The sequence below is a fragment of the Streptomyces sp. NRRL S-31 genome (genome assembly GCF_000718775.1).
Lineage (GTDB): Bacteria > Actinomycetota > Actinomycetes > Streptomycetales > Streptomycetaceae > Streptomyces.
The window spans coordinates 1-4956 of record NZ_JOCB01000196.1; the positions used below are offsets into that span (position 1 = coordinate 1).

A 4956-nucleotide genomic window follows, 5' to 3' on the forward strand; every position below is an offset into this window, starting at 1 on the left:
AAAACACAGCGAGGACGCTGTGTGCGAGGGGATTATTCCTCCTCTCGCACCGCTCTCGTGGTGTTCATCCCGATTACGGGAAAACATTCACGGAGAGTTTGATCCTGGCTCAGGACGAACGCTGGCGGCGTGCTTAACACATGCAAGTCGAACGATGAACCACTTCGGTGGGGATTAGTGGCGAACGGGTGAGTAACACGTGGGCAATCTGCCCTTCACTCTGGGACAAGCCCTGGAAACGGGGTCTAATACCGGATATGAGCCTGGGAGGCATCTCCCGGGTTGTAAAGCTCCGGCGGTGAAGGATGAGCCCGCGGCCTATCAGCTTGTTGGTGAGGTAATGGCTCACCAAGGCGACGACGGGTAGCCGGCCTGAGAGGGCGACCGGCCACACTGGGACTGAGACACGGCCCAGACTCCTACGGGAGGCAGCAGTGGGGAATATTGCACAATGGGCGAAAGCCTGATGCAGCGACGCCGCGTGAGGGATGACGGCCTTCGGGTTGTAAACCTCTTTCAGCAGGGAAGAAGCGAGAGTGACGGTACCTGCAGAAGAAGCGCCGGCTAACTACGTGCCAGCAGCCGCGGTAATACGTAGGGCGCAAGCGTTGTCCGGAATTATTGGGCGTAAAGAGCTCGTAGGCGGCTTGTCACGTCGATTGTGAAAGCCCGAGGCTTAACCTCGGGTCTGCAGTCGATACGGGCTAGCTAGAGTGTGGTAGGGGAGATCGGAATTCCTGGTGTAGCGGTGAAATGCGCAGATATCAGGAGGAACACCGGTGGCGAAGGCGGATCTCTGGGCCATTACTGACGCTGAGGAGCGAAAGCGTGGGGAGCGAACAGGATTAGATACCCTGGTAGTCCACGCCGTAAACGGTGGGAACTAGGTGTTGGCGACATTCCACGTCGTCGGTGCCGCAGCTAACGCATTAAGTTCCCCGCCTGGGGAGTACGGCCGCAAGGCTAAAACTCAAAGGAATTGACGGGGGCCCGCACAAGCGGCGGAGCATGTGGCTTAATTCGACGCAACGCGAAGAACCTTACCAAGGCTTGACATACACCGGAAAGCATTAGAGATAGTGCCCCCCTTGTGGTCGGTGTACAGGTGGTGCATGGCTGTCGTCAGCTCGTGTCGTGAGATGTTGGGTTAAGTCCCGCAACGAGCGCAACCCTTGTCCCGTGTTGCCAGCAGGCCCTTGTGGTGCTGGGGACTCACGGGAGACCGCCGGGGTCAACTCGGAGGAAGGTGGGGACGACGTCAAGTCATCATGCCCCTTATGTCTTGGGCTGCACACGTGCTACAATGGCCGGTACAAAGAGCTGCGATACCGTGAGGTGGAGCGAATCTCAAAAAGCCGGTCTCAGTTCGGATTGGGGTCTGCAACTCGACCCCATGAAGTCGGAGTCGCTAGTAATCGCAGATCAGCATTGCTGCGGTGAATACGTTCCCGGGCCTTGTACACACCGCCCGTCACGTCACGAAAGTCGGTAACACCCGAAGCCGGTGGCCCAACCCCTTGTGGGAGGGAGCTGTCGAAGGTGGGACTGGCGATTGGGACGAAGTCGTAACAAGGTAGCCGTACCGGAAGGTGCGGCTGGATCACCTCCTTTCTAAGGAGCACTTCTAGGCCGTCTAACGGTCCAGAGGCCAGTACATCAGCGAATGTCTGATGCTGGTTGCTCATGGGTGGAACGTTGATTATTCGGTCGGGTCTTCGGGCCGGAGGCTGCTAGTACTGCTCGTGAGAGCGTGGAACGCATGATCTTCGGACGGGAGCCGGTCGGGCACGCTGTTGGGTGTCTGAGGGAATGGATTTTTGACGGGTGGCTGGTCGTTGTTTGAGAACTACACAGTGAACGCGAGCATCTGTGGCCAAGTTTTTAAGGGCGCACGGTGGATGCCTTGGCACCAGGAACCGATCGTCAACCAGGCTTTGATCCGGGGGTTTCCGAATGGGGAAACCCGGCAGTCGTCATGGGCTGTCACCCGCTGCTGAACACATAGGCAGTGTGGAGGGAACGAGGGGAAGTGAAACATCTCAGTACCCTCAGGAAGAGAAAACAACCGTGATTCCGGGAGTAGTGGCGAGCGAAACCGGATGAGGCCAAACCGTATGCGTGTGAGACCCGGCAGGGGTTGCGCATGCGGGGTTGTGGGATCTTTCTTCTACGGTCTGCCGGCCGTAGGGCGAGTCAGAAACCGTTGATGTAGACGAAGGGCATGCGAAAGGCCCGGCGTAGAGGGTAAGACCCCCGTAGTCGAAACATTAGCGGCTCGTTTGAAAGACACCCAAGTAGCACGGGGCCCGAGAAATCCCGTGTGAATCTGGCGGGACCACCCGCTAAGCCTAAATATTCCCTGGTGACCGATAGCGGATAGTACCGTGAGGGAATGGTGAAAAGTACCCCGGGAGGGGAGTGAAATAGTACCTGAAACCGTGTGCCTACAAGCCGTGGGAGCGTCGGAATAGAGCTTGCTCTGTTCTCGTGACTGCGTGCCTTTTGAAGAATGAGCCTGCGAGTTTGCGGTGTGTTGCGAGGTTAACCCGGGTGGGGAAGCCGTAGCGAAAGCGAGTCCGAATAGGGCGTTTCAGTAGCACGCTCAAGACCCGAAGCGGAGTGATCTAGCCATGGGCAGGTTGAAGCGGAGGTAAGACTTCGTGGAGGACCGAACCCACCAGGGTTGAAAACCTGGGGGATGACCTGTGGTTAGGGGTGAAAGGCCAATCAAACTCCGTGATAGCTGGTTCTCCCCGAAATGCATTTAGGTGCAGCGTCGTGTGTTTCTTGCCGGAGGTAGAGCACTGGATAGGCGATGGGCCCTACCGGGTTACTGACCTTAGCCAAACTCCGAATGCCGGTAAGTGAGAGCGCGGCAGTGAGACTGTGGGGGATAAGCTCCATGGTCGAGAGGGAAACAGCCCAGAGCATCGACTAAGGCCCCTAAGCGTACGCTAAGTGGGAAAGGATGTGGAGTCGCAGAGACAACCAGGAGGTTGGCTTAGAAGCAGCCACCCTTGAAAGAGTGCGTAATAGCTCACTGGTCTAGTGATTCCGCGCCGACAATGTAGCGGGGCTCAAGCGTACCGCCGAAGTCGTGTCATTGCAGCGTATAGCCCTAACGGGTGTTGTGATGGGTAGGGGAGCGTCGTCTGCCGGGTGAAGCGGCACTGGAAGGTAGTCGTGGACGGTTGACGAGTGAGAATGCAGGCATGAGTAGCGATACAAACGTGAGAAACGTTTGCGCCGATTGACTAAGGGTTCCTGGGTCAAGCTGATCTGCCCAGGGTAAGTCGGGACCTAAGGCGAGGCCGACAGGCGTAGTCGATGGATAACCGGTTGATATTCCGGTACCCGCTGTGAAGCGTCAAACATCGAGCATCGTGATGCTAAGGCCGTGAAGCCGCCCTGATCTCTTCGGAGTTGAGGGGAGTGGTGGAGCCGCCGGCCCAAGCGGTTAGTAGGTGAGTGATGGGGTGACGCAGGAAGGTAGTCCATCCCGGGCGGTGGTTGTCCCGGGGTAAGGGTGTAGGCCGCAAGGTAGGTAAATCCGCCTTGCATACGGCTGAGACCTGATGCCGAGCCGATTGTGGTGAAGTGGATGATCCTATGCTGTCGAGAAAAGCCTCTAGCGAGTTTCATGGCGGCCCGTACCCTAAACCGACTCAGGTGGTCAGGTAGAGAATACCGAGGCGTTCGGGTGAACTATGGTTAAGGAACTCGGCAAAATGCCCCCGTAACTTCGGGAGAAGGGGGGCCACTTCTGGTGAGAGGACTTGCTCCTTGAGCTGGGGGTGGCCGCAGAGACCAGCGAGAAGCGACTGTTTACTAAAAACACAGGTCCGTGCGAAGCCGTAAGGCGATGTATACGGACTGACGCCTGCCCGGTGCTGGAACGTTAAGGGGACCGGTTAGCTCCATTTCGGTGGGGCGAAGCTGAGAACTTAAGCGCCAGTAAACGGCGGTGGTAACTATAACCATCCTAAGGTAGCGAAATTCCTTGTCGGGTAAGTTCCGACCTGCACGAATGGCGTAACGACTTCTCGACTGTCTCAACCATAGGCCCGGTGAAATTGCACTACGAGTAAAGATGCTCGTTTCGCGCAGCAGGACGGAAAGACCCCGGGACCTTTACTACAGTTTGATATTGGTGTTCGGTTCGGCTTGTGTAGGATAGCTGGGAGACTTTGAAGCGGCCACGCCAGTGGTTGTGGAGTCGTCGTTGAAATACCAGTCTGGTCGTGCTGGATGTCTAACCTGGGTCCGTGATCCGGATCAGGGACAGTGTCTGATGGGTAGTTTAACTGGGGCGGTTGCCTCCTAAAGGGTAACGGAGGCGCCCAAAGGTTCCCTCAGCCTGGTTGGCAATCAGGTGTTGAGTGTAAGTGCACAAGGGAGCTTGACTGTGAGACCGACGGGTCGAGCAGGGACGAAAGTCGGGACTAGTGATCCGGCGGTGGCTTGTGGAAGCGCCGTCGCTCAACGGATAAAAGGTACCCCGGGGATAACAGGCTGATCTTCCCCAAGAGTCCATATCGACGGGATGGTTTGGCACCTCGATGTCGGCTCGTCGCATCCTGGGGCTGGAGTCGGTCCCAAGGGTTGGGCTGTTCGCCCATTAAAGCGGTACGCGAGCTGGGTTTAGAACGTCGTGAGACAGTTCGGTCCCTATCCGCTGTGCGCGTAGGAGTCTTGAGAAGGGCTGTCCCTAGTACGAGAGGACCGGGACGGACGAACCTCTGGTGTGCCAGTTGTTCTGCCAAGGGCATGGCTGGTTGGCTACGTTCGGGAGGGATAACCGCTGAAAGCATCTAAGCGGGAAGCCTGCTTCGAGATGAGGACTCCCACCCACTTGATGGGGTAAGGCTCCCAGTAGACGACTGGGTTGATAGGCCAGATATGGAAGCCTGGTAACGGGTGGAGTTGACTGGTACTAATAGGCCGAGGGCTTGTCCA

2 rRNA genes are annotated in these 4956 nt (G+C 57.2%); both read left to right on the forward strand.

What is annotated here, in order from left to right:
• The first annotated feature begins 86 nt into the window (after nucleotides 1–86).
• Nucleotides 87–1611: ribosomal RNA gene (locus IF37_RS40265) — 16S ribosomal RNA — on the forward strand.
• Nucleotides 1612–1871: 260 nt separating this feature from the next.
• Nucleotides 1872–4956 (forward strand): 23S ribosomal RNA (locus tag IF37_RS0138035).
• The 16S and 23S rRNA genes sit together here, the layout of an rRNA operon.